Origin of the sequence: Paraglaciecola sp., assembly GCF_039943935.1 — a bacterium.
Taxonomy (GTDB): Bacteria; Pseudomonadota; Gammaproteobacteria; order Enterobacterales; family Alteromonadaceae; genus Paraglaciecola.
This window is the reverse complement of record NZ_JBDUZQ010000023.1, coordinates 92,732-117,537: the sequence shown is the minus strand read 5'-3', so window position 1 is coordinate 117,537 and position 24,806 is coordinate 92,732. Positions and strand designations below refer to the sequence as shown.

The following is a 24,806-nucleotide window of genomic DNA, read 5'->3' as shown; positions in this document are numbered from 1 at the left end:
GAATCTATTAATCAACCAATTGGTAGTTATTTTTTAGAATAGTGATGATCTCTGCTTTGGGGTTGTCACTAATCGCAATTGGTTTACCTGTAATCTTTTCAGCAATACCCATATAGGTTTTTGATACTTGCATAAGTACTTCTACAGGAAGTGCGTTGTCACGAGCTAAGGCTTCGCGTTCAGGCATTCTATTTTTGTCTAATAAAATATCAGGATCTGGAAACAGATTAAGAAGTAACTGTCTAAAGCCTTCTTTAGAGTTCTCTTCTACTTTTCCTTGTTGATATTTATCTGCATCCCAAATACGTGATGAGTCGGGAGTCCCTACTTCATCCATATAAATTAGCTTATCGTTACCTTTTAAGTCTTTTACATACCCAAATTCAAATTTAGTATCGACAAATATCTGACCGATATTTTCTAAAGCGTCACTGATTACATTAAAACCTTCGGTTAATAGCTTTTCATATAATGCAATGTCTTGTTCTTGTACAAAATTAAACGCCGCGTAGTTATCTTGAATATTCTGACGGGTGATATTTACATCATCTGCTTCTGGTACACCATCAATTCCTTTTAATATACCTTTAGTAGAAGGGGTCATTAACAGATTTGATAATTTACTGTCTTGGGTCAAGCCTTCCTCTAATTGAATACCACAAAACTCTCGCTCACCCTTTTTATACGCACGCCACATAGAGCCCGTTATATACTCACGACATATAGCTTCTATCATCACAGGTTTAGCTTTTTGTACTATCCATACGAAAGGATGAGGAATATCTAATATATGGCTATCTGCCAAACCTTGATCTTTAAATAACCTGAACCAATGATTTGAGATAGCATTCAAGGCTGCCCCTTTGCCAGGTACACCTTGCATTCCCTCTTCACCATGCCATATACAATCAAATGCTGAGATACGATCACTGATAACCATAATAGCCAGTGGTGTATCATGTGGAACTGGATAGTTTTGTTCTTTTATTAAACGTTGGCTGTCTTGTTCTGTTAACCAATAAACCGAGCGAACTTTTCCGCTATGAACGGGTAAATGAGTACGTATAGGTAGGTCATCGTTTACTGATAAAATTGAGTCTGCAATCGACATTTAAGGTCAACTCCACAAGGTCAAAACAAAAGAAACAACTAGAGAGTACTAGCTGATAGTTGCCAACCTAACACCTAAGAATTAAGTAATAGGCTGGCAGTTTTTTAAATATCTAAATTATCATCAGACATATATTCAGAAAAAGGTTTATATAAATCTGTCAGCTGATTAACCGGAAAAGGAATGCTTTCTTCATCCATAAAGGTGATGGATGTCTTTTTACCAATATCAATGACTTTAATTCTATACTCGTCTTCATCAAGCGCTAGTTCACCACTTTCGCTAGACCAAATATTACTCCACCAAGAACTATCACCATCACTATAATTTAAAAAAAGCATACCATTTGATTTATCAAAATCTTTGACATCAAAACCTAGCTTTCTAAGCACTAACAACAAACGAGGCCAAGCAATATCATAATCTGCATCGACTACAAATGCCGGTTCACCATCCGCATCAAACCCTAATTCAGTTTCTAATCCTTGGCGAATTTGACGAAAACGTTTCACAGTTTGAACACGAGTATTAAACTCATAATGAGCCACAACCTGATTCAACACGTCAACTTCGTATCGTCTTTGATCTTTAGGTATCATTATTTCAGGGCTATCTGGTGTTAGCTTTTCTTTATAAGCTACTAAGTTTGAACTTAACGACGCCGTTCTTCCATGCGTTTTTTTATCAACTTTAAACTCGAAGCGTTTACTTTCCAATTTCTCAGAGCCATAAAGTGTGTACCAGCTGTTTTCTAAGCTTGCATCATAAACAATCCAATCGGTTACCAGACGAAAATTTTCTTCATCCATTTCTTGAATACCAATGTCTTGTGATTTTAGAAAACTTGTAAGCTGCCCCCAAATTGTGACTTCTAATGGTTCATCATCATCCACTTGGTCAAACCACACTCTGGCAGTCTTGGACCCTTCTTCTATATGTGAGCCGGCAACAACTGGCAACACTAAAGATGGAGACAAAACACTCAGCTCTTTGCCTAAAGTATCTGTAGGTGCAGTGGCACCTAATTCTGGTAATTTATAACTCTCGCTAAAGTTTGGAGAATCAACCTCTTCTGGGATATTAATACGTTGCCCAGGTGTTTCTTTGGTATATTCAAAGCTTCCACTAGCTAATTCTCGTTCTTCAATTGAACTACAGGCAGCCAAAAGGCTTACAACTAATATACCTGTTACTTGATACTTATAGGTCATGCATTCTCCTTAAGAAAGTACGCCAGAACTGCGCATGACATCTTCGATATGTTTTTGGCTCTCAAGTTCCGACTCAACCATAGGTAAACGCAAAAAAGCTGAATTTGTTTTGCCCATTTTAAATAAGGCCCACTTTGGAAGCACTGGATTAGGTTCGATAAATAAGGCGGTATGAAGACCTTCTATCTGTTTATCAATCTTTTTCGCCAAAGCAATGTCTTTATTTTTAGCAGCGTTACACATCTCTGACATTTGTTTTGGTGCAATATTAGCGGTAACGGAAATAACACCATGCCCACCATTTTCAAGAAATTCACACCCCGTTGAATCATCACCGCTTAACAACACAAACCCCTCCGGCACTAAAGCCTGGGTTTCTTTTAAGCGACTAATGTCACCGGTTGCATCTTTTAAACCAACAATTTTTGGGTGTGAAGCGAGCTCAGCAACCGTTTCAGGTAACATGTCAGCTACTGTTCTGCTTGGAACGTTATACAATAAAACCGGTAAATCAGTAGCATCAGCAACGGCTTTAAAGTGAGCCACCATACCTTTCTGCTGCGGCTTATTATAATAAGGCACGACACTTAAAAAACCTTGAATACCTGTTTCCGCCATTTGTGTACTTAAAAAGATAGCTTCTTCAGTTGAATTTGCACCACTACCCGCAATAACAGGAATTTTACCTTGGGCATATTCTACCGTTTTACGCACAACTTCAATGTGTTCAGAAAAAGGTAACGTTGCAGATTCACCAGTGGTACCAACGGCGACTATACCGTGTGACCCATTTTCGATATGAAACTCAACAAGATGTTTTAATGAAGGGTAATCTATTTCACCACTATCAAACATAGGCGTGATCAGCGCCACAAAACTACCAGTAAACATGGTCTCTCCGTAAAAAATTAGCGCCTAATGGTAAAGACCTAACCCATTAAAAACAAGCTTTGAATAACTAAACTCACACATTAGAACGGAAACTGGATCAACTGTCCCTAAATCATGTATGTTATACGCAATTTAAACAGTAGGGTTTGCTTAAAAATGAGTCAACAATTGATAATCACCATCTTAGGCGCTAATCAGCTAGGCGTATTAAGCGACTTAGTCGATACGGTGTTTAGTATAGGATGCAATATTTTAGACAGTCGACAAGCGGTATATGGCAAAGACTTTTCTCTTACTATGATTGTAGAAGGAAGCCAGAGTGCTGTAACTCAAGCCGAGTGTTTATTACTACAAACCTGTCAAAAATATAATTTACTATCCATTATGAAGCGAACTACTGAGCATTCTAAACAAAATTTAGAACACATCGCTGATGTAGTTGTAACAGGTCTGAGGACACGTGGGTTAATTGATCAAGCTACACAATTTTTCGACCAACATAATATTTCGGTAAGTGCATTCAGGCTAAAGTTCATCAATGACGAAAACGAACCTAGTGCTTCAAATAAACAAATGAAATGTAAAATGGTTATCTCAATTCCACATGATTTAGACGTAAATATGATCGAGCAATCTTTTAAAGCCTTGTTATCAGAGCATAATTTACAAGGTACAATTACCTTAAACCACTAATTTTATATTTTAAACAATAGTATTTTTATAAGGCATATATATCATGCAAACACTTAAAGTTGGCGATTTAGCACCTCAGTTTTCACTGTCAGATCAAGACAACAAAACTGTTTCTCTATCAGATTTTAACGGCAAAAAAGTACTGGTATATTTTTATCCCAGAGCTTCAACCCCAGGTTGCACTATCCAAGCTTGCGCCCTACGAGATACAAAATCTGAGTTAGATACTTTAAACGTTGTTGTTTTAGGTATCAGCCCTGATACTCCCAAAAAACTGACAAACTTTATAACCAAACAAGAGCTAAACTTCACCTTGTTAGCCGATGAAGACCATGCTATCTGCGAAGATTACAATGTTTGGCAGTTGAAAAAGTTCATGGGAAAAGAAAACATGGGAGTAGTCAGAACATCTTTTCTGATTGATGAAAATGGCAATATCGAATATATTTTCGATAAATTTAAAACCAAAGATCACCATCAGGTAGTACTTGATTATTTGAATAGTTAGTAGGACTACTCGGAAGCCAACTTAATTGGCTTCCGTCTTTTTGTTATGTATTTTAGGGCTAGACCAAGCAGTGCTAACCGCTTTAACTAATGTTGCTAATGGTATAGCAAAAAACACTCCCCAGAATCCCCACAAACCTCCAAAAAATAGTACCGCTATAATAATATATACAGGGTGCAAACTTACTGCTTCAGAAAACAAAATAGGTACTAGTGCATTGCCGTCTAACGCTTGAATAATGCTGTATGCAATCATCAAATACCAAAAGTCTGGAGTCACCCCCCATTGAAACAGTGCCACTATCGCTACAGGTATAGTTACCACAGCAGCTCCGATATAGGGAATTAATACAGAAAACCCTACCAAGACTCCTAATAACAGGGCATAACGCAAATCCATAAATGCGAAGGTTACCGCTGATACTGTACCAACAATGACAATCTCAATAACTTTACCTCGAATATAGTTAGCGATTTGTGAATTCATTTCAGTTCCAACTTGTTTTATCAAACGGCGCTCTGCTGGCAATAACGAGGAAACATTACCTAATAAAATGACTTTATCTTTAAGCATAAAGAACACCATTAATGGAACTAAAATCACATAGATTAATAATGCGCCTAATCCCCCTAGGGAGCTGAATGAAGCTGAAAGAAGCTGCTCACCTAAAGACACTATTTTTTCGTTCACCCCCACTAGCATATTTTGAATATGAGAAGTTTCTACAAAATCAGGGTATGTTTCTGGCAATTCTAGTAACCAAGTTTGCCCCTCTTCCCATATCTGTGGCATTTCTGTTATTAAATTAATACTCTGTTGAGTGACAACAGGCACAATACCGACAAATGCAAGAATCGAAACGCTTAAAAAAGTAAACAAAACGAGTAGAGTGACGTAACTTCTAGACAGCCCTAGCTTTTCCAATTGAGTCACAGGCCAATCCAATAAGTAGGCAATGACGGCAGCCACAATTACAGGCATTAGGATTCCACCCCACACTGCTAACAACAAAGATGTTATTAGTAGCAGCATAAGTAACATGACTGAATCTGGATCGGAAAACTTACGCTTATACCAACGTTCAAAAATGTTTAACATTTAGATCCCTTCTTTTTTCGAGAAAAACAACAGCTAACACCTTTGATACTTCTCATTAATGGTTAATGTATGTGAGAATGACATTATTGCACAAAGTCATCCTGATAAAATAATCAAATAACTCAAGAAGAGGCAATTTTTGCTACAAAATTGGAACTGTCGGTTTGGCAGTATAAAAAACATAACCCAGTTAAAAAAGACTATTAATATGGGAGAAATCCCTGATTATTATAGATTGATTGCCAACACGCTTTCAGAATTAGAAGGCACTTTTACTGATGGCTTTGATAATAATATTAAGTATTTATTAAAAAAAGATAACTGGCAGCCAGTCAATTTAGTGAATGGAAAGCCTCAAGTTAAACTACTCAAACATTTAAGCGATTACTCATTTGATTTGCATTGTTTCCCCATTATTAATGGTGAACCACAAATTCTTGTTGAACCTTACAGCCCCTTGTCTCCTTTTAAAGAATTTAATCCAGCTGTTATCGGTCCCTTGTTACGGATTCCAAATTTACAAGAGTTTATACATATTACAACGCGCTTTGGTGATGAGGCAGACTTAGAACTATTGAAATATATTCATATGTTAGTAGAACAACTTGTAACTCTACTGAAACAAAATATTTTAGTTATTGACGATACAGGGACATCAATTAAAGATATCTACACCGAATCAGTGGCACAACTCAATGAACATACTAATGAAAACCGATATAATTGAACTAATAATACGAAAATGATTCTTAAACACTAACCAAAACCTATAATATTGCCCCGTGATTGTTCACGGAAGAAAACAAAACTAGAATGAATTTATGCTAAAACCAATTGTGACCACAATATTGTCTGCACTTTTGACAGTGTTGATAAACAGCGCTTCAGTTGATGCTGCCAATAAAAAGAATACGCTACCAGAAATTGGCGTTGTGGCTTCAAGCGCGATCACATTAGATAAAGAGGTACTGATTGGCGATGCACTGATGCGCCAATTACGTGGACAGGGCCCTGTAATCAATGATCCTTTGCTTGATGAATATATTCAAGATATTGGGAACCGCTTGGTTACACAAGCAGAAAACGTTAAATTTCCTTACACCTTCTTTATATTAAACAGTCCTGACATAAATGCTTTTGCTTTTTTTGGGGGCCATATTGGTATCCATACTGGTCTCATTTATAACGCAAGGAATGAATCAGAACTGGCGTCGGTATTAGCCCATGAAGTAAGCCATGTTACCCAAAGGCATATTGCCCGTAGCATTGAAGCCAAACAAAAATCATCACCGCTACAAATAGCGTCAATGTTAGGATCTATCTTACTGGCTGCAGTTAACCCTGAAGCTGGAATTGCGGCACTATCTACCACTAACGCAGCCTCTGCGCAATCATCAATAAACTACACCAGGCAAAATGAAAAAGAGGCTGATAGGGTCGGTATTGGCATACTAGCGCAAGCAGGGTTTGATCCGAATGGTGCAAGTAGTTTTTTTGGAATATTGACTGAAAAAAGCCGCTCAAAATCGACTCGTTTAGCTTTTTTACAAACTCATCCATTACCTGAGTCACGAATAGCTGATGCTAGGTCCCGTGCGGCGTCATACCGACCTAGAAACGTTCCCCCAAGTTTAAATTTTCATTTAGCAAAATCAAGGATCTTAGCTAGGTATTATGGCAACCCTAAAAATAATATTGCTTATTTTTCAGATTTAATAAAAAAGAAAAATTATGTATTTAAACAGGCTCCACAATACGGCCTGGCGCTAGCTTACTTAGCAAATGAGCAACCTAGAAAGGCTTTAACTTTAATTGAAGAGTTGCTAGATAGAGATGCAAATAACTTGTTTTACTTAGATACATTCTCTGATATTGCGGCTGCAACTAAGCAGTTTGATCAAGCTATCCATAAATTAACAGAACAAAGCGTATTAACACCTTATAACCAAGTAGTAACCCTGAATTTAGCCAACATATTGATGCAGTCTCAACAACCAGATAAAGCCGTCGCAATACTGAAAGACTATTTACTAATTAATCCAGAAAGCATGCTTGCCTATGAACTGATCTCTGAATCTTACAGAATGGGTGATAAAAGTTTAGAAATGCACCAAGCTAAAGCTGAGCTATATTCGCTAGTTGCTTCATACCCAAGAGCAATAGATGAATTGCATACCGCTTATAACTTTGCAGGTGATAGGAGAATCGAAAAACAAAGGATTAGAGCCAGGATTGATCAGTTAAGAACGGCGCAAGAGAGGCTACAAACGCTGTAACTTTTCTATTATTTGTTTGAGCTTTAGTGCACTTTGCTCACCTTTTAATTGAGTCACAACTGCACCTTTAGGGTCTAATATAAAAGTGGTGGGTAAGCTACTAGGTGCTTGTTGCCATGGTAGTGTATGTAGAATACTAATCACTGTGAATTGAATATCGTACTTTTGCTGCAACGCAGACAACTCATCAACAGAAAGAGTATCGTAACTCACAGCAAATAGCCTTATAGAATCTCCATACTGATGATGAAAATCATTTAACTCTGGGAGTTCACGCAAACATGGTGTGCACCACTCAGCAAAATAATTTACGACAGTCCACTTTCCCTCAGAACTGCGCCATTTATATGCCTTACCGTTAAGTACTTCAAAGTCAGGTGCTAGGTATTGATTCAATCCAAAACCTAGCGCCAACGCTAGCAACGATAAAAGCACAACTAAAAGCTTCTTCAAGGTTAGATATTCCTTAACAAAAACAGCCAAATTAACGGTAGAATACGACTTTTAACTTAAGCTGAAAATTTAATTTATGTCAGAACTAAAGATTTTACACAATCCAAGATGTTCAAAAAGCCGACAGACTTTGCAATTACTACAAGAAAATGGCCATGCACCAGAGGTGATAGAATATCTAAAAACACCTATAGATAAAGGACAAATTGCAATTATCATCGAGTTATTAGGATTCTCTAGCGCCAGGCAACTTATGCGAAAAGGTGAAGATGCATACAAAGAACAAAAGCTGGCAAAAGAAGAAAGCGAAACGGTTTTAATTCAAGCTATGGTGGATACCCCCAAACTCATAGAAAGACCGATAGTTTTAGTGAATGGTAAAGCTGCTATTGGACGTCCCCCTGAGTCTGTTTTGGATATACTATGACTCGTCCGGTTTTGGTGCTGTATTATAGTCGTCATGGCTCTACTCTTGCTATGGCAAAAAAGATTGCTCAAGGTATTGAGCAACAAGGCCATGAAGCTCGGCTTCGCACAGTACCTGAGGTCAGCACCAATATAGATAGTCAGCAAGCAGCAGTGCCCTTTTCAGGGGATCCTTTTGTCACTCAAGAAGATTTGCAGGAATGTTGCGCGTTAGCGCTAGGTAGCCCCACCCGATTCGGAAACATGGCAGCCCCTCTTAAATACTTTTTAGATGAAACCAGCGCCAATTGGTTAGCTGGAACAATGGAAAATAAGCCTGCCTGTGTATTTACGTCAACATCCAGTATGCACGGAGGTCAGGAAACCACCTTAATTACAATGATGATACCACTTTTACACCATGGGATGTTGTTGTGTGGTTTACCTTATTCAAACCCACAGCTTCATACTACTCAAACTGGCGGTAGCCCTTATGGAGTAACTCATTTATCACAAGGTAAAACAGGTAGTAAACTGAGTGAAGATGAACAAGTTCTGTGTATCCAACAAGGCAAAAGGCTTGCACTATTTGCCAGTAAATTAGAGAGCTAAGATGACATTTGATAGCGCATTTTTTCGAAAGCTGACACTTTTTAGTTATTTTCCTTTGGTGATTTGGTTGCCGGTATGGCACTTTTATCTAACGCCAGATAAAACAACCTCGACTACCTTCACAATATTGTTTTGGATTGTACCTATATTGCTGCCAGCAATTGGCTTAATAAAAGCAAAACCTTATACCCATGCTTGGACCAACTTTATCGTAATGTATTATTTGCTTCATGGGTTAACTGCAATTTATGCTGTTGATGGAGAAAGGCTTTATGCTTTTATTGAAATTCTTTTATGTTGCCTGTTATTCACTGGTTGTAGCGCCTATGCCCGCTTAAGAGGTCGTGAATTAGGTTTAGGTATCCGAAAGTTAAAAGAAGAACTAGCAGAAGAAAAACAAGCTTTTGAGGGCCAAAAGCCTAAGTAAGCTTTAGCTCTGTAAACCATTAATAGAAAGCTTAGAAAGTGAGGGTATCTTTCACAAAAGGGATGGTAAGCTTTCGTTGTTGTTGTAGAGACTTTTCATCCAATATATCTAAAGATTGAATAAGCGCTGGCATATCTCTTTGCCAGTGGTTTACCAAATACCTGGCCACATCCCGAGACATATTCAGTCCACGGTGGCTCGCCTTTACTATTAAGGCTTCTTGGCGTTGCTCATCAGTCAATGAATGTATTTGAAAGCTAGTCCCCCAAGATAGTCGAGAAATTAAATCAGGAAGTTGTAATGTAAGTTTTTGCGGAGGTTGGTTGCCAGTAATTACGAGACAACTATCCGCTTTTTCTTTAACGCGGTTGATTAAATTAAAGATTGCCTCTTGCCAATCCTGTTCGTCATCTAAATATTCTATATCATCCAAGCAAATTAATTGATAATGCTCAAGGCTTTGTAAAACATCGGGAGACATCTGCTGCTTTTCTTTAAAACTAAAATAAACACAAGTAGCATTTACATGTTCTGCTTTAAGACATGAAGCATACAATAAGTGACTTTTACCCACGCCAGTATCAGCAAATAAATACGTCAACCAATGTTCAATATTTTTATTAGTATGCTCTTCAAATAGATTTAATAAATGATGGCAGACTTGCTGGTTTTTCCCTGGGATAAAACTCTCAAAAGATTCAGTATCTTTAATTCCAACAGGTAACAACAATTGACCAGTTACTTGACCCAAAAGAACTCCAACTCACCGATTGGTTGCCCAAATTCATCTAAAACAGCTTGAACATGTTTATCTAGTCGTAAAACAGCTTTTAAATCATCTTCAGTTCCCAGCAAAGCAAGCTCAAAGGTGGCCTGCTCACCTACCTGACGAACGAGGCTACCATGACTAACAACGCTTAAACTTTCCAAAAATTCTAAAACGTGTGCATAATCAGTCATCGATTTAAGGTTTTTAAATGTTAACTCAATTTTATTTTCATTTGGGTTAATTGAAGTTAAATCAACTGCGTATTTTAATGCCAAATTATCAGCCAAATCATCAACTAATTTTCGAACGATAACATTTTCATCCGCCCCTGAAACCTGGCCTGATAACAATTTCCCACCACCCAGCATTGTCCAATCTGCTATCCAAGTATTACTAGCTTGTATATTATTATCGGGATCTTTTTGTTGGTAAATTCTGGCAGACAATACTGAGTTAACACCATACCTTTCACTCGCTCGATTCAAGTTAAGAGTAAAACCTCCCCAAATATCGTAAATATTCAGTGCTTGTCGGTCATCTAGATCCCACAAAGGCTCAATAAGGCGCACCCCTCTAAGTTGCCCTTGTTGATGTAACCATTCAAATGACTCTGGAAATTTCTCGGAGTTAACAATTTCTTTGTCTCCATTAATAGACTCAATCACTAACCATACTAAGGTATCTGGGCGTCTTTTATCCCAGATAGGAAAGCCCGCATTACGAACAAGCGTTTCTATACGCTGGGGCTCAAAATTAACGACAATATATAGCTGAGACTCTTGATTTTCATAACTATACGAACGAATAAACCGGGTTGGTTTAGATATGGCCTGCTTAACTTGGCCATTAGCCAAAATATCTCTATTACCCCGTACTTTTAGTAACACCTGTTTGAACGCCACAGCAAAAGCAGCACTTTGCGCTCTATTCGATTGATCAGAAACTGCAATCCTGGCATCAAACAAATCTTCAATGACAGCAGCTTGTAATGGTTGCCATACACTGAAACACCAAAACAATACGACCAAAAACGCTGATTTAATCTTTATTGGCATCAGGGCCAACACTCCTCAAAGCAAATATGTACTAATCAAAAAGTATTGTCTTTTATTTAGAAACAAAATTCACCTATTGTTTAGTAAATTATCTGTTCTATATAAAAGAATGATCTGTGATTGGTATTAGTTAAGCAAGCTGTTAAAATCTGCGCTCTTTTTTAGGGCCAATCGAGGAGCACCCGTGAGCGATAAGAATTCATCATTAAGTTACAAAGACGCTGGAGTAGATATTGATGCAGGAAACCAGCTTGTTGAAAGAATAAAATCGGTCACAAAGAAAACTCACAGACCCGAAGTAATGGGCGGTTTAGGTGGATTTGGAGCACTATGCTCGCTTCCCGAAAAATATAAAAAGCCATTGTTAGTTTCTGGTACCGACGGTGTGGGGACTAAGCTTAGGCTTGCCATGGACTTAGAGCAGCATTCAGGTATTGGCATAGACCTAGTTGCCATGTGTGTGAATGATTTAATAGTACAAGGTGCTGAGCCATTATTCTTTTTGGATTATTATGCCACAGGAAAACTTAATGTAGACACTGCCACCGAAGTAGTAACAGGCATAGGTAAAGGTTGTGAGCTATCAGGTTGCGCTCTTATTGGTGGTGAAACCGCAGAAATGCCAGGCATGTACCACGGAGAAGACTATGATGTGGCAGGTTTTTGTGTTGGCGTAGTTGAAGCAGATGATGTGATAGACGGTAGCCAAGTTGCTGAAGGTAATGCACTACTCGCATTGGGTTCATCTGGCCCTCATTCAAATGGTTACTCGCTCGTTCGTAAAATTATTGAAGTATCAAATAGTGACACAACCGAACTGCTTGAAGGCAAACCTTTAGCAGACCATTTACTTGAACCTACCCGTATTTATGTGAAAAACGTTTTAACGTTATTAGAACAAGTCCAAGTTAACGCAATATCACATATAACCGGTGGCGGTTTTTGGGAAAATATCCCAAGAGTATTACCCGAAGGAACCAAAGCCGTCATCGACGGCAATAGCTGGCAATGGCCTGGGATTTTTAATTGGCTGCAAGAAAAGGGTAATGTCACTACCCATGAGATGTACCGAACTTTTAACTGTGGTGTAGGACTAATAATTGCCCTTCCAGAAGAAAAGGCTGAGCAAGCTATAAAAATTCTTGCTGATTTAGGTGAGAACGTCTGGAAAATTGGCCACATTGAAAAAAGCGATACTGAACAACAGGTAGAGATTAACTAGGTGACAAATTCAATACCTAAAAAGTCGATAGTAGTGTTAGTTTCGGGCAATGGCTCCAACTTACAAGCTATTATCGACAACATCTCACAACAAAAAATAAACGGCAATGTCGTTGCCGTTTTTGCTAACAAGCAAAATGCATACGGTTTGACCCGAGCTAAAAACTCCGATATCCCTGGTGTGTTTATTAATCATAAAGAGTTCGCCAGTCGTGAAGAATACGACAATGAAATGATGGAACGCATCGACCAATACTCGCCTGATTTAATTGTGTTAGCGGGGTTTATGCGTATTCTAACACCAAATTTTGTTGACCATTATCAAGGTAAAATGTTGAATATCCACCCGTCTCTGTTGCCTAAATATAAAGGACTAGACACTCATCAACGGGCAATTGACGCTGACGATAATGAGCATGGCGCCTCGGTTCATTTTGTTACAGCAGAACTTGATGGAGGTCCTGTTGTCTTACAATCCAAAGTACCCATCTTCGCTTCACAAGACGCTGAAGAATTAGCTGATAGAGTGCAACAACAAGAGCGGCAAATGTACCCTTTAGTTATTTCTTGGTTTTGTGCTGACAGGTTAAAAATGGTCAATAACCACGCAGAATTAGATGGTCAATTATTGGATGAAATGGGATATGCAGTTGGTTAAATTAATTTTATGGTCGGTTGTTGCATTGAGTTCTACCTTAGTCAGCCCGACCACCTTAGCCGAAACAGCTAAACTCGTTGGGTTTGAAGCTGAATATACAGTCAATAGATATGGTAGAAATTTAGGCATAGCAAAGTTGAGTCTTACCCCAGAGGATGAAAACTACCGACTCAATTATTATTCAAAAGTATCAGCTTTCTTTTTATCTGATATTCGCTCTGAAACCAGCCTGTTTTCACTCAAAAAAGACAGTAGTTTACATCCTATTTCTTACGCTTACAGTCGCAGTGGTACAGGCAGGAATAAAAGCACCAAAATAGACTTTGATGCAAAAGATATGAGCATAATCATTAATCAAGGTGAGCCTATTAATTGGCAGAATGAATTAGATAACCAATTATATCGTCTTGATGTACAGTTAAAATTGGCCGCAGGCGAAACAGAGTTTTCGTACGATATAATTAACAGCCGTGGGCAATTAAGGCACTATGATCTAATGGTGGTTGATACTGAACAACTAGCACTACCTTTTGGCAAACTAGAGACCATAAAAGTCTTATTTCAACGAGAAAATTCGACTCGGGAAACCATCGCTTGGTTTTCGCCAGAACTTAATTACCAACTTGTGAAGTTACAGCAGTTTAAAGACGATAAAGAGCAAGGTGATATTCGCTTAAAAAGTTTCAAGTCCTACACAACGTCTCCAAATGAATAGACTAACCTAGTTTACCTCGCTTTAAGTCCGCTAAAATGCTGCATGACAAAGGCGCTAATAAAAAACTGGCGTTCAACTCTCATTAATTCCTAATTGCTTCTGCTAATGCTTGATTTTATATTAACAAAAATATAACGTAACTATTGTGGTCAGACCTCTGAAAGGAAATACTAAATGCAACTATTAATTTGGTTTATATACATTTTAGCGTCTCTAGCTATTGCTAGTTATTTTCGAATGAAACTATTCAACGGTACAGTGGCAGTTTTCTGTCTATTTGTAATTGGTAGCATTCTTGGCATTATTGGTGAATTCAGTTGGTTATTATTTCTAATTTTAGCTATTCCATTAAATACTGAGTCTATTCGAAAGCAATATATCACCACCTCAATATTAAAAAGCTTTCGCAAAATTATGCCCGAAATGTCTGATACTGAGAAAGATGCAATCGACGCTGGCACAGTATGGTGGGATGGAGAGCTTTTTAGTGGCAATCCTAATTGGCAAACGTTACATAACATTCCACAAGCGCGCTTAACCGCTGACGAACAAGCTTTCCTTGACGGCCCGGTAGAAGAAGTATGCAAGATGTGTAATGACTGGGAAGTTACTCATAAAAAAGCGGACCTCTCTCCAGAGGTATGGCAGTTTTTAAGAAAGCACAAGTTTTTCGCTATGATAATTAAGAAAGAATATGGCGGCCTCGCATTTTCGGCCTATGCACAGTCTAGGGTATTACAAAAACTATCAAGTATCAGTGCAGTTTTATCAACTACGGTTGGGGTTCCCAACTCTTTAGGCCCTGGTGAGTTGTTGCAACATTACGGCACTAAAGAACAACAAGATCATTATTTACCTAAACTGGCAACTGGTGAAGAAATACCTTGCTTTGCTTTGACCGGGCCCGAAGCGGGTTCTGATGCAGGCTCTCTCCCTGATACAGGTATTGTTTGTAAAGGTCAGTGGCAAGGCGAAGAAGTTACCGGTTTAAACCTAACCTTTAATAAGCGCTACATAACTCTAGCGCCAGTTGCAACTGTGGTAGGTTTAGCATTTAAAATGTTTGATCCCGATGGCTTACTGGGTGAACAAAAAGAATTAGGAATTACATGTGCTTTGTTACCTAGAGATACCGCGGGTTTGGAAATTGGCAACCGTCATTTTCCATTAAACGTGCCCTTTCATAACGGTCCTATCCGAGGAAAAAAGATTTTTGTACCTTTAGATTACATTATTGGCGGTGCTGAAATGGCTGGTCAAGGTTGGCGGATGTTAGTTGAATGCTTATCTGTCGGTCGAGTTATTACCCTTCCTTCTTCATCAGCAGGTGGAGCGAAAAGTATTGCTCTAGCGACAGGTGCTTATGCCAGAATTCGTCGCCAGTTCAAATTACCGGTTGGTAAAATGGAAGGTATCGAAGAAAAATTAGGTAGTATTGGTGGAAATGCATATCTTATGGAGGCAGTAACGTCTTTCTCAACTAAAGGCGTTGATGTAGGCGAAAAACCCTCTGTTATTGGCGCAATTTGTAAATATCACCTAACTGAAAAAATGCGACAAACAGTTACCGAATCTATGGATATACATGGCGGAAAAGGCGTCATGCTTGGCCCAAATAACTATCTAGGGCGGGCTTATCAAGGTGCACCAATTGCTATCACTGTTGAAGGTGCCAATATTCTTACTCGTAACATGATGATCTATGGTCAGGGAGCTATGCGTTGTCATCCATATGTTTTAGACGAGTTATTAGCTGCCAATAACAAAAATGACGATGAAGCATTAGAAGAGTTTGACCGTGCTGTATTTGGTCATATTGGTTTTGCCTTCAGTAATTTCTTCCGTAGTGTTTGGTTTTCATTATCAGGGGCAAACCTGGCAGGATCCCCATTTAAAGACGAAACCGCTAGGTACTACCGCACTATGCAGCGCTATAGTACTAACTTAGCTTTCTTATCTGACGTTTCTATGGCAGTACTTGGAGGCGAGTTAAAACGCCGCGAAAGACTTTCAGCCCGTTTAGGCGATATTTTAAGCTATCTATATTTGAGCTCATGTGTACTAAAACGTTTTGATGATGAGGGGCGTAAAGCCGATGACTTACCTTTAGTTCATTGGGCAATGCAAGACAGCTTATTTAAACTTGAAGGGGCACTTGAAGAGCTTCTAAATAACTTTCCATCGAAAATTATGGGTAAGGCCTTGAAGTTAATCATTATGCCTTTTGGAAAAGCCTACAAACGCCCTTCGGATAAACTTGAACATAAGATTGCCGGCATTTTACAAACGCCATGTGAAGCACGTGATCGCTTAGGAAAAGGCCAATTTTTATCTCGAGAGCCAGGATGTATCTTAGGCGACCTAGAGCAAACTCTTCAAAATGTATTAGCAGCAGAACCAATTTATAATGCAGTGTGCAAAGCAGCAGGCGAATACCTGCCTTTCACTGAGTTAGACTTAGTCGCTGAAAAAGGCTTAGCGCTAGGAGTGATTACAGAAGAACAAGCCGAGCACTTAAGAGAAACGGAAAAAGGCCGTTTACGGACAATCAACGTCGATGACTTTGCTCCAGCTGAACTTGTGCACAGCTTTGAAAAACCAAAACCTAAGAGAAAACCTAGAGCGACAAAACCGAATTAAAGCACTAAGGTCTGCCTTGTTCTAAGAGATACAAAAAAGCCAGCTGATGCTGGCTTTTATATGAAACAAAACAAACAGCCCTAACGAAAAGTGTTTGTCCCTTTACTCCACAATCTCATCATTAAAGACTCAAGACCTAAACTTGCAGCTAAACCTAAGCGTTCAGGAAGTGCTTTCTTCATACTGTATTTAACAGTAAATATGTCCTTCTCTTTATTGGCATTTAAGATGTAATCATCTGAGGTATTGATTTCATCGATTAGACCTAGGTCTAACGCTCTAATCCCATACCAATATTCACCAGTTGCTACTTTCGCGATGTCTAAACTTGGACGTTGCTCTTGGACAAAGTCTTTGAACATATGATGAACATCTTCAAGCTCTTCTTTAAACTTCTCGCGACCTTCATCATTGTTTTCACCAAACATTGTCAAGGTACGTTTAAAGGCTCCCGCAGTATGTTGTTCAAACTCTATATTGCTTTTCTTTAGCAATTTATTGAAGTTTGGCAACTGTGCGATAACGCCAATAGAACCAATAATCGCAAATTTTGCAGCAATGACATGATCCGCAACACAGGTCATCATATACCCGCCACTTGCTGCGACTTTATCCACTGCAATGGTAAGTTTTACATTACTATCTTTTAGTCGCTGTAATTGAGAAGCAGCAAGGCCATAACCATGTACCACACCACCACCACTTTCTAACCTTACTAACACTTCATCATCAGGTTTAACAACGCACAAAATTGCTGTGACTTCCTCTCTTAAATACTCCACTTCATGGGCATCCATTGAGCCTGAAAAATCAATGACAAATAGGCGGCCTTTGTTAGCTTCATTGATATCAGATTTATTTTTTTGCTTTTTCTGAGCTTTTAATTTTTTCTTTTCATCTTTTCGGTGCTTTTTAAGCTCATCCTTAGTCAAGAGTTCACTTTCAGCTAGCTCAGTAATCGCATTAAGTTTATCTGACAATGAATCTATTTCTAACTGCCCCTTACCTTGTTTTTGTTTACTCACAATGCCGACTATGCCCCCTAAAGCAAGTAATATTGCGACAACTATTGTCACGGCTTTAGCGATAAACAACCCGTATTCGTATAAAAATTCCAACCGATATACTCCTTTTTCTTTAGTTGTACTTATTATGGGGATAAATACCTAAATTAAAAGCCACTCTATAACTTGATAACCCCTGCGCACAACTTGTGAAACAATAACTAGTATTTTTAACGCTTATAACTATCGAACATCGACCATTAAATGGTAACATTTTGAGACTACTAGACTTAATCAATCACTATGCATACCTACCAAGCTACAGACAATTATTTAAAAAACAAAACCATACTAGTAACTGGCGCCGGCGACGGCATTGGTAAAGAAGCGGCACTTCAATACGGAAAATATGGCGCGACCGTTATTTTACTTGGTAAAACCGTAGCCAAGCTTGAATCTGTGTATGATGAAATCATCGCTTTAGGCGGACCAGAACCTGCAATAGTGCCACTAGATTTGAAAGGAGCAACATCTCAGCACTATAGGGATATGGCAAATACAATAGGTGATCAATTTGGCTGTTTAGATGGTTTATTACATAACGCTAGTCTTCTTGGGCATTTAGGCCCTTTTACTCAAATTAGTGAAAACGATTGGCAGAATGTGTTTCAAGTAAACCTAACTAGCCAATTTTTAATGACACAGGCTTTAATACCTATTCTTAAAAAAGCACCAAATGCCTCTGTGATATTTACCACTTCTAGCGTTGGCATAACTGGTAGAGCTTATTGGGGACCTTACGCCATATCAAAGTTTGCAACCCAAGGTATGATGCAAGTCTTAGCAGATGAATATGATAACAGCAGTATTCGTTTTAATAGTTTAAACCCAGGGGCAACACGCACCTTAATGCGATCTAAAGCCTATCCCGCTGAAAACCCAGAGAGCCTTAAAACACCAGCAGAGATAATGCCTTTGTACCTATACCTAATGGGTAATGAATCAAGCGAAGAGAACGGCCAAACCTTTCATGCACAACCAAAGTAATGCAAACAGCTTTAGTAAAATAACATTCAAAATTGCATAAAAAAACCGGATATAAAATCCGGTTTTTTTGTAGTTATTCTTTTAACTAGACTGTAGCTTTTAAGCAGATATTTTTGCCCATGTATCTCTCAAGCCAACGGTTCGATTAAATACGACTTTCTCAGCCGTACTGTCTTTATCTTTACAAAAATAACCTGTGCGTTCAAATTGAATGGGAGCACTCAGTTCTGCATCTAACAAACTAGGTTCAACCATGCCTTGTTTTACAACAAGTGATTCAGCATTAATGGTTGCTAATAACTCCTCTTCTGCAGCAGGATTAGGCACTGTAAATAAAGGATCGTACAAACGTATTTCAGCAGGTATACCATGAGTAGCAGACACCCAGTGAATAACACCTTTCACTTTACGTCCATCAGCAGGCGCTTTACCTAGGGTATCTTTATCATAACTGCAATAAACAGTAGTGATATTACCCTGCTCGTCTTTTTCCACTCGCTCTGCTTTAATAACATAAGCATTTCTTAAACGAACTTCTTTGCCCAAGACTAAACGTTTAAATTTTTTATTGGCTTCTTCTTTAAAGTCTTCAGCCTCAATAAATACTTCTTTGCTAAAAGGTAGGCTACGGCTCCCCATAGATTCATCAGATGGATGATTAGGTGCAGACAAAACCTCATCTTGCTCTTCATAATTTTCAATGACTAGCTTAAGAGGCTGTAATACTGCCATAGCTCTTGGAGCATCAGCGTTAAGTTCTTCACGAAGACAAGCTTCTAACATAGACATTTCGACTATGTTATCCATTTTAGTTACACCGATACGTTTACAAAACTCACGAACAGACGCTGGGGTGTAACCGCGGCGGCGTAAGCCTGCGATAGTAGGCATACGTGGGTCATCCCAACCAGCAACATGACGCTCTTCAACAAGCTCTATTAGTTTACGTTTACTGAGCACAGTATATTCAAGATTCAAGCGCGAGAACTCGTACTGATGTGGCGTTACTTCAATAGTAATGTTTTCAAGTACCCAGTCGTATAAACGGCGGTTATCTTGAAACTCAAGGGTACATAAAGAATGAGTTATCCCTTCTATTGCATCAGAAATGCAATGGGTAAAGTCGTACATGGGGTATATGCACCATTTATCACCGGTTTGGTGATGATGAGCAAACCTAACACGATATAAAGCTGGGTCTCGCAGGCACATAAAAGGCGAGCTCATGTCAATTTTTGCTCTGAGCAAACATTCACCTTCTTTAAAATCACCATTACGCATTTTTTCAAAAAGAGCTAAGTTTTCTTCAACTGATGTCTCACGATATGGACTATTAGTACCCGCTTCTTTTAAAGTGCCTCGAAGCTCACGCATTTTCTCTTGGCTAGAAAAATCAACATAAGCCAAACCTTTATTGATTAGCTCAACAGCAAACCCATAAAGCTGATCAAAATAATTAGAAGAGTATCTAACGTCGCCATTCCATTGAAAGCCTAACCAAGACACATCTTCTTGAATTGAATTTACATAATCAATATCTTCTTTTTCAGGGTTAGTATCATCAAATCTTAAATTACAGGCACCTTGATAATCTTGGGCAATACCAAAATTTAAACAAATGGATTTTGCGTGGCCGATATGTAAATAACCATTTGGCTCTGGTGGAAAACGGGTTTGAACTTTAGTGTGTAAACCTTCTTGTAGATCTTTATCGATTATTTGACGAATAAAGTTGGTCGGACGACTATCAGTCTCGGCCATTAATGTACCCTCTATTAAAAAATATGGAAAAAAACGAAGATTGATATTATACCAGTATCAAAGTTGAACATAAGACTTTTTGCGTTAGGAGGACATTAATACTTCAATGCAAACGATTGTTCTCAAATTCTGAGTTCTCTGTCTCAGAATTTTGCCATTCTCCATCCCAAACTTTATTGTCTTTACTATCATCACTGCCCTCCCAATCGTATTTTTTCACTTCGGGTTTAGGGTCGGTATTTTTCCATATCAAAGCAGCAATAAGCCCTGCAACTGCGCCAAAAAAATGATACTCATAGGATATGTAGTCTTCTCTTGGGAAGATACTCATGGTCATCCCGCCGTACATTAAAAAGGCAATCATCATAATAGCCACAGACATTCTATCTCGTCTAAAGATACTCACGATGAATAGATAAAAGAACAAGCCATGGGTTAAACCACTTGCACCAATATGATTGGCTTCTCTTGCAAATAACCACACGCCAATGCCTGAAAGCAACCAGACTAATCCTACAACCTTCAACCAAGATTTTGGATACCCATAAAACACCATGGTACCAAGGAGAAGAATGGCCAAACTATTATTGAAAAGGTGCTCTAAAGAGCTATGAACTAAAGGCGCGGTAACAATCCCCAACAACCCATTAGCGTGCAGTGGCACTAATCCCATAAAAGATAAATCCCATCCAAATAAGATTTCAGCAGACTTAATACACCACAATAATGCAACAGCACAAACCGAATAGATAATACTTTGAGGTAAACGTTTATTTTGTTCCATCAAATATATGTTGGGTAAGCTAGCGTGATTTAAAGGTGCGAAGTAAAACAGAAAATCAATATTCGTTAAACAGCAAGATCTCGCAGCTATCTTTAGGATTTAAATACTAGTAATTGAAGTTACAAAACATAAATGCTTAACTACTCATGATATCTAGATTTATACATCCTAAAAACAATAATTAAATAACAGGAAGTAGTGCGTGCATACTAAGCCTTGCAATACAAAACACTTAAAAAACACTTCAATATGGTTACTGACGTCTATAACAGCTAGCTTACTTTTTATGAGCTCAGCACCAATGCCAGCAAAAGGTTTGACTGAGTTTCCTTTCACAGAAACAACAATAGAGAATATCCATTCAGCAATAAAAACAAAAGCGATGAGTTGCCAAGCCATCACTCAAGGGTTTATTGACCGCATTACCAAATATGATGAAATAAGTAATCTAAACGCCATCATTTATTTAAACCCTAACGCCATAAGCAAAGCCAAACAAATGGACTTGCAATTTATTGAGGACTCAAAACTCAAGCCTCTGCAATGCATCCCTGTTATTTTAAAAGATAACTTTGATACTGCAGACATGCCAACCGAAGCGGGATCCATTGCATTAAAAGGCTCAATACCTCCAGACGACGCTTTTATCGTTAAAAAATTAAGAGACGCTGGCGCTATAATTATTGCAAAGTCAAACATGGGAGAATGGGCGTTCAGTCCAAATAATACGATTAGCTCCACCCATGGCGAAACCCATAATGCTTACGACCTAAGCCGTGTCCCCGCAGGCTCCAGTGGCGGCACTGCGTCTGCTATTGCTGCCAATTTTGGCGTTATTGGAATTGGGTCAGATACGGGCAACTCAATACGAGGGCCATCATCACATCTAGCATTGGTGGGTATGCGTTCAACCATAGGAGCCACTAGCCGAGACGGAATAATTCCATTATTACTCAACCGTGATGTAGGCGGCCCTATGCTCAGGACTGTCAAAGACACTGCTCGAGTTTTCAACGCTATTGCTGGCTTCGACGAAGCAGACCCAACAACCAAAGCATATTTAGACCATCAAGTGGCTGATTACACAGCTAAATTAAGCCTAAACGGATTACAAGGTGTGAGGTTGGGCGTTTTACGGGCAATTGTCGATGAAACCACTGCAGACAAAGAAACCTTAAAGGTCTATGCCCAAGCTTTACAAGACCTTGCTGCCCAAGGGGCGGTGATTGTAGACCCTATCACTATTCCAGAGTTTGAAAAGCTCACTAAAGCGACAGGTTTTTGTAGCCGTTTTCGATATGATTTAAATAACTATTTAGCCACCCTCAACAGTAGTAATGGGATTCAAACACTCGAAGATGTAGTGACACAAAAGAAACATCGTGCTGAAAACGCCGGTTCTATGAACTGGGCAATGAAAGTGCCTGCCAATATAACGCCTGCAGAACAAACACCACCTTGTGTAGACGTACAAGGTGACCCAAGAAGAAAAGCATTGTTAAACGCAGTGGTAAACACCATGGATGACTTAAAGTTAGATGCCATTGTCTACCCCACTTGGAGTAACCCACCCAGAAAAATAGGCGATTCGCAGAGCCCTAGTGGCAATAACAGTGGCAAAATAGCCCCACATACTGGACAACCAGCGATTACAGTGCCAATGGGTTATGTAAAAGATGGCTTGCCGGTTGGTTTACAGATATTAGGTAGACCCTTTACTGAAGATAAATTATTTCAATATGCCTACGCCTATGAGCAAGCCACCATGCATAGAAGAGCTCCGCTATTATTCCCCTAGCCAATACTCTTTTCACTAACAGGCAAAATGCAATACAAGTTGGCTCGTGAGTTTTTACCGAGCCAATCTTAACAAATCGTCTTGGGTATCAATATCAATGGCTGCCTCAGACATAGTGACTTTAATCACATTACCATTGTTATTTTGCAGAATATCCCTTGCCCCTTTGTCACCATGAAGCTTACTCAGCTGAGAAAAAAAAACTTTAGGAAAAATAGCCGGCACACCGGCTTTGTCTTGATATTCCGCAGCAATTATTTTTTGAGGGTGCCGTTTAGACGCTTCTAAAAGAGCTTTGATAGCTTGGCTGCTTATGGCTATTTGATCAGCTAACCCAACTAAAACATGAGTTGTAGATCTAGATAACACGCCTATAGATTCAGCTAAAGAATGCCCCATGCCCTGCTCCCATGATTGAGCAAAATAGCTATGAACAGTACTAGGAAGTACCTCAGAAACGACGCTTGCGTTAGCCCCTATAACCACAGTGCCATTAGTCATACCTTCAAGCCACTTACCATCTTGCTGATAAGCCGAAAGGCAGTGACAAACCATGGCTTGGCCATTTATATCAGCGAGCTGTTTAATTCCAGCAAACCTGCGACTTTTTCCTGCGGCTAACAGCAGCAACTCAGTTTTCATTTTGTGTATTTGGAATAATTGGTGTTAACACATTACTGATGGACAGCCCATCGGTTTGCTCTAATGCGGCATGCACTTCTGAGAGCATAGATAAAGCGATGGATTCTGGTAATTCGCCCCCCAACCTTAAGCCAACTGGGTTAGCTAATGGTTTACATAAATCATCTCGATCCATAGCAACATGCGCTAATACTCGGTCGGTTCTATGTATTGGCCCTAGTAAACCTATATATTTAGCATGACTTACTTGTAACAGTTTTAATGCAGTAGCATCTAACTTTATATTGTGGGTCAATATCAAGGCAGCATCAATTTCAGATAGCCAACTCGCATTTGGCAAATAATTAAATGGTTCGCGAATAATCTGATTCGCCTTTGGGAAATGCTCTGGTTTGGCATACCCCATTCTAGGGTCTAGCAATAACACATCCCACCCTAACTCAGCAGCTATCGCCACTACAGGCATAGCGTCAACACCTGCACCAAATACAGCGATTAGCGGCGCAGGGCCAAGAACTTGCGAAAACACATTGACACCACCATGAGTTTTAATACCAACTTTACTCGTGGCCTTTATTGAACTCACCGGCACTAAAGAGTTTTGAGGGACCAGTTCATCAACTTGTTGTTGATACTCGACTCGTTTACGTTTAGCAATATTGTTATGAAGTTCGTCGAGCCTTAAGTAAAGATTACTGGCATTTACTGGCTGCAATAATATTTTGACCATGCCACCACATCCAATACCTAATTGCCACGCTAAGTCTTCTTCTTCACGCATATCATATTCAACAATACGGTTTTGAAGGTTATCCCAACAGCGCCTAGCTTGACGCATAATATCAGACTCTAAACAACCACCGCTGAGCAAACCAAAATATTGCCCTAAATCATTTATCATCATCATAGCCCCTGCTTTGCGGTAAGAGGAGCCATCCGTTTCAATAATCGTCGCTAAGACCCAAGCTTGGCTGTCACGCTTAGCTGACCAATAACTTAACAACTGGTTAATTCTGTTTGCCATAAA

At 39.1% G+C, this 24,806-nt stretch carries 25 protein-coding genes; 13 read left to right on the top strand and 12 right to left on the bottom strand.

What is annotated here, in order from left to right:
- Positions 1-7: 7 nt before the first annotated feature.
- From ABJD71_RS15415 to dapA, 3 genes are all read right to left on the bottom strand, one after another.
- Positions 8-1,111, bottom strand: coding sequence for a phosphoribosylaminoimidazolesuccinocarboxamide synthase (locus ABJD71_RS15415; protein ID WP_348171339.1), 1,104 nt, complete (start codon positions 1,109-1,111; stop codon positions 8-10).
- A gap of 104 nt (positions 1,112-1,215) precedes the next feature.
- Positions 1,216-2,322 (bottom strand): outer membrane protein assembly factor BamC, encoded by a 1,107-nt coding sequence (gene bamC / locus ABJD71_RS15410; protein WP_348171336.1) that lies wholly within the window; start codon positions 2,320-2,322, stop codon positions 1,216-1,218.
- Positions 2,323-2,331: 9 nt separating this feature from the next.
- Entirely contained in the window at positions 2,332-3,213 is an 882-nt protein-coding gene (gene dapA, locus ABJD71_RS15405) for a 4-hydroxy-tetrahydrodipicolinate synthase (RefSeq protein WP_348171333.1), read from the bottom strand.
- Between the two features lie 156 nt (positions 3,214-3,369).
- On the opposite strand from dapA, the gene ABJD71_RS15400 reads away from it, so the two are divergent.
- Together ABJD71_RS15400 and bcp are read left to right on the top strand one after the other, a co-directional pair.
- A complete protein-coding gene (locus ABJD71_RS15400; protein ID WP_348171330.1) occupies positions 3,370-3,906 on the top strand; it encodes an ACT domain-containing protein in 537 nt (178 codons plus the stop codon).
- A 43-nt stretch (positions 3,907-3,949) separates the two neighbouring features.
- Positions 3,950-4,414: a thioredoxin-dependent thiol peroxidase gene (bcp, locus tag ABJD71_RS15395; protein ID WP_348171328.1), complete on the top strand. Its 465-nt coding sequence runs from the start codon at positions 3,950-3,952 to the stop codon at positions 4,412-4,414.
- A gap of 21 nt (positions 4,415-4,435) precedes the next feature.
- On the opposite strand, the gene ABJD71_RS15390 is transcribed toward bcp, so the two are convergent.
- On the bottom strand, positions 4,436-5,512 hold the full coding sequence (locus ABJD71_RS15390; protein WP_348171325.1) for an AI-2E family transporter: 1,077 nt from the start codon (positions 5,510-5,512) through the stop codon (positions 4,436-4,438).
- Positions 5,513-5,720: 208 nt separating this feature from the next.
- On the opposite strand from ABJD71_RS15390, the gene ABJD71_RS15385 reads away from it, so the two are divergent.
- Together ABJD71_RS15385 and ABJD71_RS15380 are read left to right on the top strand one after the other, a co-directional pair.
- A complete protein-coding gene (locus tag ABJD71_RS15385; protein ID WP_348171322.1) occupies positions 5,721-6,239 on the top strand; it encodes a hypothetical protein in 519 nt (172 codons plus the stop codon).
- Between the two features lie 94 nt (positions 6,240-6,333).
- Complete coding sequence (locus ABJD71_RS15380) at positions 6,334-7,788, top strand: M48 family metalloprotease (protein ID WP_348171319.1); 1,455 nt, start codon at positions 6,334-6,336, stop codon at positions 7,786-7,788.
- On the opposite strand, the gene ABJD71_RS15375 is transcribed toward ABJD71_RS15380, so the two are convergent.
- Positions 7,774-8,241: a TlpA disulfide reductase family protein gene (locus ABJD71_RS15375; protein WP_348171316.1), complete on the bottom strand. Its 468-nt coding sequence runs from the start codon at positions 8,239-8,241 to the stop codon at positions 7,774-7,776. The two genes, ABJD71_RS15380 and ABJD71_RS15375, sit on opposite strands and share 15 nt — an antisense overlap.
- A 76-nt stretch (positions 8,242-8,317) precedes the next feature.
- Between ABJD71_RS15375 and arsC the strand changes: the two genes are divergently transcribed.
- From arsC to ABJD71_RS15360, 3 genes are read left to right on the top strand one after another with little or no spacing between them, the layout of a single operon-like run.
- Positions 8,318-8,668, top strand: a complete 351-nt coding sequence (gene arsC / locus ABJD71_RS15370) for an arsenate reductase (glutaredoxin) (protein WP_348171313.1) — start codon at positions 8,318-8,320, stop codon at positions 8,666-8,668.
- Positions 8,665-9,258 carry an NAD(P)H:quinone oxidoreductase gene (gene wrbA, locus ABJD71_RS15365; protein ID WP_348171310.1) on the top strand — a complete coding sequence of 198 codons (594 nt, stop codon included), beginning with the start codon at positions 8,665-8,667 and terminating at the stop codon, positions 9,256-9,258. The genes arsC and wrbA overlap by 4 nt, the downstream gene beginning before the upstream one ends.
- Position 9,259: 1 nt before the next feature.
- Positions 9,260-9,685: a DUF2069 domain-containing protein gene (locus ABJD71_RS15360; RefSeq protein WP_348171307.1), complete on the top strand. Its 426-nt coding sequence runs from the start codon at positions 9,260-9,262 to the stop codon at positions 9,683-9,685.
- A 31-nt stretch (positions 9,686-9,716) separates the two neighbouring features.
- On the opposite strand, the gene hda is transcribed toward ABJD71_RS15360, so the two are convergent.
- Both hda and ABJD71_RS15350 read right to left on the bottom strand, forming a co-directional pair.
- Positions 9,717-10,436 carry a DnaA regulatory inactivator Hda gene (gene hda, locus ABJD71_RS15355; protein WP_348171304.1) on the bottom strand — a complete coding sequence of 240 codons (720 nt, stop codon included), beginning with the start codon at positions 10,434-10,436 and terminating at the stop codon, positions 9,717-9,719.
- Positions 10,424-11,509: a DUF2066 domain-containing protein gene (locus ABJD71_RS15350; RefSeq protein WP_348171301.1), complete on the bottom strand. Its 1,086-nt coding sequence runs from the start codon at positions 11,507-11,509 to the stop codon at positions 10,424-10,426. Before ABJD71_RS15350 ends, hda begins: the two co-directional genes overlap by 13 nt.
- 184 nt (positions 11,510-11,693) lie before the next feature.
- Between ABJD71_RS15350 and purM the strand changes: the two genes are divergently transcribed.
- The 4 genes from purM (at position 11,694) to fadE (ending at position 16,743) form a co-directional block, all read left to right on the top strand.
- On the top strand, positions 11,694-12,731 hold the full coding sequence (purM, locus tag ABJD71_RS15345; RefSeq protein WP_348171298.1) for a phosphoribosylformylglycinamidine cyclo-ligase: 1,038 nt from the start codon (positions 11,694-11,696) through the stop codon (positions 12,729-12,731).
- Entirely contained in the window at positions 12,732-13,388 is a 657-nt protein-coding gene (gene purN / locus ABJD71_RS15340; protein WP_348171295.1) for a phosphoribosylglycinamide formyltransferase, read from the top strand.
- Positions 13,375-14,103: a DUF3108 domain-containing protein gene (locus ABJD71_RS15335; RefSeq protein ID WP_348171292.1), complete on the top strand. Its 729-nt coding sequence runs from the start codon at positions 13,375-13,377 to the stop codon at positions 14,101-14,103. The genes purN and ABJD71_RS15335 overlap by 14 nt, the downstream gene beginning before the upstream one ends.
- A gap of 174 nt (positions 14,104-14,277) precedes the next feature.
- On the top strand, positions 14,278-16,743 hold the full coding sequence (gene fadE, locus ABJD71_RS15330; protein ID WP_348171289.1) for an acyl-CoA dehydrogenase FadE: 2,466 nt from the start codon (positions 14,278-14,280) through the stop codon (positions 16,741-16,743).
- 80 nt (positions 16,744-16,823) lie between these two features.
- On the opposite strand, the gene sohB is transcribed toward fadE, so the two are convergent.
- Positions 16,824-17,861, bottom strand: coding sequence for a protease SohB (gene sohB, locus ABJD71_RS15325; protein ID WP_348171286.1), 1,038 nt, complete (start codon positions 17,859-17,861; stop codon positions 16,824-16,826).
- A gap of 189 nt (positions 17,862-18,050) precedes the next feature.
- Between sohB and ABJD71_RS15320 the strand changes: the two genes are divergently transcribed.
- Positions 18,051-18,794: a YciK family oxidoreductase gene (locus ABJD71_RS15320; RefSeq protein WP_348171283.1), complete on the top strand. Its 744-nt coding sequence runs from the start codon at positions 18,051-18,053 to the stop codon at positions 18,792-18,794.
- A gap of 99 nt (positions 18,795-18,893) precedes the next feature.
- Here ABJD71_RS15320 and glnS read toward each other — a convergent pair whose 3' ends face one another.
- On the bottom strand, positions 18,894-20,555 hold the full coding sequence (gene glnS / locus ABJD71_RS15315; RefSeq protein WP_348171280.1) for a glutamine--tRNA ligase: 1,662 nt from the start codon (positions 20,553-20,555) through the stop codon (positions 18,894-18,896).
- 103 nt (positions 20,556-20,658) lie between these two features.
- A complete protein-coding gene (locus ABJD71_RS15310) occupies positions 20,659-21,339 on the bottom strand; it encodes a rhomboid family intramembrane serine protease (protein WP_348171277.1) in 681 nt (226 codons plus the stop codon).
- Between the two features lie 286 nt (positions 21,340-21,625).
- Between ABJD71_RS15310 and ABJD71_RS15305 the strand changes: the two genes are divergently transcribed.
- On the top strand, positions 21,626-23,137 hold the full coding sequence (locus ABJD71_RS15305) for an amidase family protein (protein ID WP_348171275.1): 1,512 nt from the start codon (positions 21,626-21,628) through the stop codon (positions 23,135-23,137).
- A gap of 54 nt (positions 23,138-23,191) precedes the next feature.
- Here ABJD71_RS15305 and ABJD71_RS15300 read toward each other — a convergent pair whose 3' ends face one another.
- Positions 23,192-23,779, bottom strand: coding sequence for a nucleotidyltransferase family protein (locus ABJD71_RS15300; protein WP_348171272.1), 588 nt, complete (start codon positions 23,777-23,779; stop codon positions 23,192-23,194).
- Positions 23,769-24,803, bottom strand: a complete 1,035-nt coding sequence (locus ABJD71_RS15295; RefSeq protein WP_348171269.1) for an XdhC family protein — start codon at positions 24,801-24,803, stop codon at positions 23,769-23,771. The genes ABJD71_RS15300 and ABJD71_RS15295 overlap by 11 nt, the downstream gene beginning before the upstream one ends.
- Positions 24,804-24,806 lie beyond the last annotated feature (3 nt).

Bases quoted from the DNA above. Each gene is read 5' to 3' on its own strand.
- ABJD71_RS15415 (WP_348171339.1), bottom strand. From the start codon at position 1,111: ATGTCGATTGCAGACTCAATTTTATCAGTAAACGATGACCTACCTATA.
- bamC (WP_348171336.1), bottom strand. From the start codon at position 2,322: ATGACCTATAAGTATCAAGTAACAGGTATATTAGTTGTAAGCCTTTTG.
- dapA (WP_348171333.1), bottom strand. From the start codon at position 3,213: ATGTTTACTGGTAGTTTTGTGGCGCTGATCACGCCTATGTTTGATAGT.
- ABJD71_RS15400 (WP_348171330.1), top strand. From the start codon at position 3,370: ATGAGTCAACAATTGATAATCACCATCTTAGGCGCTAATCAGCTAGGC.
- bcp (WP_348171328.1), top strand. From the start codon at position 3,950: ATGCAAACACTTAAAGTTGGCGATTTAGCACCTCAGTTTTCACTGTCA.
- ABJD71_RS15390 (WP_348171325.1), bottom strand. From the start codon at position 5,512: ATGTTAAACATTTTTGAACGTTGGTATAAGCGTAAGTTTTCCGATCCA.
- ABJD71_RS15385 (WP_348171322.1), top strand. From the start codon at position 5,721: ATGGGAGAAATCCCTGATTATTATAGATTGATTGCCAACACGCTTTCA.
- ABJD71_RS15380 (WP_348171319.1), top strand. From the start codon at position 6,334: ATGCTAAAACCAATTGTGACCACAATATTGTCTGCACTTTTGACAGTG.
- arsC (WP_348171313.1), top strand. From the start codon at position 8,318: ATGTCAGAACTAAAGATTTTACACAATCCAAGATGTTCAAAAAGCCGA.
- wrbA (WP_348171310.1), top strand. From the start codon at position 8,665: ATGACTCGTCCGGTTTTGGTGCTGTATTATAGTCGTCATGGCTCTACT.
- ABJD71_RS15360 (WP_348171307.1), top strand. From the start codon at position 9,260: ATGACATTTGATAGCGCATTTTTTCGAAAGCTGACACTTTTTAGTTAT.
- ABJD71_RS15350 (WP_348171301.1), bottom strand. From the start codon at position 11,509: ATGCCAATAAAGATTAAATCAGCGTTTTTGGTCGTATTGTTTTGGTGT.
- ABJD71_RS15335 (WP_348171292.1), top strand. From the start codon at position 13,375: ATGCAGTTGGTTAAATTAATTTTATGGTCGGTTGTTGCATTGAGTTCT.
- fadE (WP_348171289.1), top strand. From the start codon at position 14,278: ATGCAACTATTAATTTGGTTTATATACATTTTAGCGTCTCTAGCTATT.
- ABJD71_RS15320 (WP_348171283.1), top strand. From the start codon at position 18,051: ATGCATACCTACCAAGCTACAGACAATTATTTAAAAAACAAAACCATA.
- glnS (WP_348171280.1), bottom strand. From the start codon at position 20,555: ATGGCCGAGACTGATAGTCGTCCGACCAACTTTATTCGTCAAATAATC.
- ABJD71_RS15310 (WP_348171277.1), bottom strand. From the start codon at position 21,339: ATGGAACAAAATAAACGTTTACCTCAAAGTATTATCTATTCGGTTTGT.
- ABJD71_RS15305 (WP_348171275.1), top strand. From the start codon at position 21,626: ATGAGCTCAGCACCAATGCCAGCAAAAGGTTTGACTGAGTTTCCTTTC.
- ABJD71_RS15300 (WP_348171272.1), bottom strand. From the start codon at position 23,779: ATGAAAACTGAGTTGCTGCTGTTAGCCGCAGGAAAAAGTCGCAGGTTT.
- ABJD71_RS15295 (WP_348171269.1), bottom strand. From the start codon at position 24,803: ATGGCAAACAGAATTAACCAGTTGTTAAGTTATTGGTCAGCTAAGCGT.